The sequence below is a fragment of the Polaromonas sp. P1_E1_2 genome, from assembly GCF_056406035.1.
The window spans coordinates 1-1,436 of the sequence record NZ_JBFUAZ010000830.1 but is presented as its reverse complement, the minus strand read 5'-3'; the positions used below and the strand labels follow the sequence as shown (position 1 = coordinate 1,436).

1 protein-coding gene is annotated in these 1,436 nt (G+C 59.6%); it reads left to right on the top strand.

Annotation, left to right across the window (positions count from 1 at the left end; translation table 11 throughout):
- Positions 1–236 precede the first annotated feature (236 nt).
- A partial coding sequence (locus AC1D1P_RS23325; RefSeq protein ID WP_477674634.1) for an RtcB family protein occupies positions 237–1,436 on the top strand: 1,200 nt, incomplete at its 3' end.

Sequence of the window (1,436 nt, the reverse complement as noted above, 5' to 3'; positions counted from 1 at the left end):
TTGCAGCACCGTAGCTCAGTCTGGTAGAGCACGTATCCATTTCAACAATTTTGTTGCTGCTGGTGATCAAAAAGGTTTTGGATGAATGCCCGTGAAATTACAGGTAGACGCGGCGTGCAAACGCTCTCGTGCTGAAAGGCGCGGGGTCTGGGTTCAAACCCCAGCTTGGCAACAAGTGGCGAAATTTCATTTCACAAGCTCTAGTCATCCGTTTTATTGAAAAAGGAAGAACAACAATGAACTACCAACAACATGAAGTTCCCGGCGGTGTGCCGGTAAAGATGTGGACCAACGGCGTGCCGGTGGAAGCGCAGGCACTCAAGCAGCTGGAGAATTCCGCACGCCTGCCCATCGTGTTCAAGCACGTGGCCGTGATGCCCGACGTGCACTACGGCCTGGGCGCCACCATCGGCAGTGTGATCCCGACTTTCAAGGCGATCATTCCGGCGGCGGTCGGTGTGGATATCGGCTGCGGCATGATGGCCTGCAAAACCACGCTGCGCGCCGAAGACCTGCCTGACAACCTGGGTCCGCTACGCACGGAGATCGAAAAAGCCGTACCGCACGGCTCGGCGCCCAAGACCTACCGCAGGAATGGTTCGGTGCGCGAGGTCGGCGCCTGGACGAACCCGCCCAGCGCGGCAGATGCGGCCTGGGGCCAGCTGGTCGATGAGTTCGAGGCTATCTGCCTGGACTACCCGCGCCTGAAGAACACCAACAACCACCGCCACATGGGAACCCTGGGCGGCGGCAACCACTTTGTCGAGGTGTGCCTCGACGAAAGCGGCGGGGTCTGGATCATGCTGCACAGTGGTTCGCGCGGGGTGGGTAACGCCATCGGCACGCACTTCATCGAGCTCGCGAAGAAAGACGCCGAGCTGCACCAGCGCAACCTGCCGGACAAAGACCTGGCCTACCTTGAAGAAGGTTCGCAGTACTTTGGCGACTATGTGCGCGGTGTGGGATGGGCGCAAAAATTTGCGCGCCTGAACCGCGAGGTGATGATGCAGGCCGCCATTGGCGCGTTGCGCAAGGTGATCAGCAAGCCGTTTGAGACGCACGTGGAGGCGATGAACTGCCACCACAACTATGTGCAGAAGGAAACGCACTTTGGGCAAGAGGTGTTTGTGACCCGCAAGGGCGCCGTGAGCGCGAAGGCGGGAGAGCTCGGGATCATTCCCGGCAGCATGGGCGCCAAAAGTTTCATCGTGCGCGGCAAGGGCAACCCCGACAGCTTTATGAGCTGCAGCCACGGGGCCGGCCGCACCATGAGCCGTACGCAGGCCAAAAAGCTGTTTACGGTCGAAGACCAGATCAAGGCTACCCAAGGCGTGGAATGCCGTAAGGACGCGGAGGTGATCGACGAGATTCMGATGGCCTACAAGGACATCGACGCCGTGATGCTGGCCCAGAGCGATCTGGTGGAAGTGGTGTAC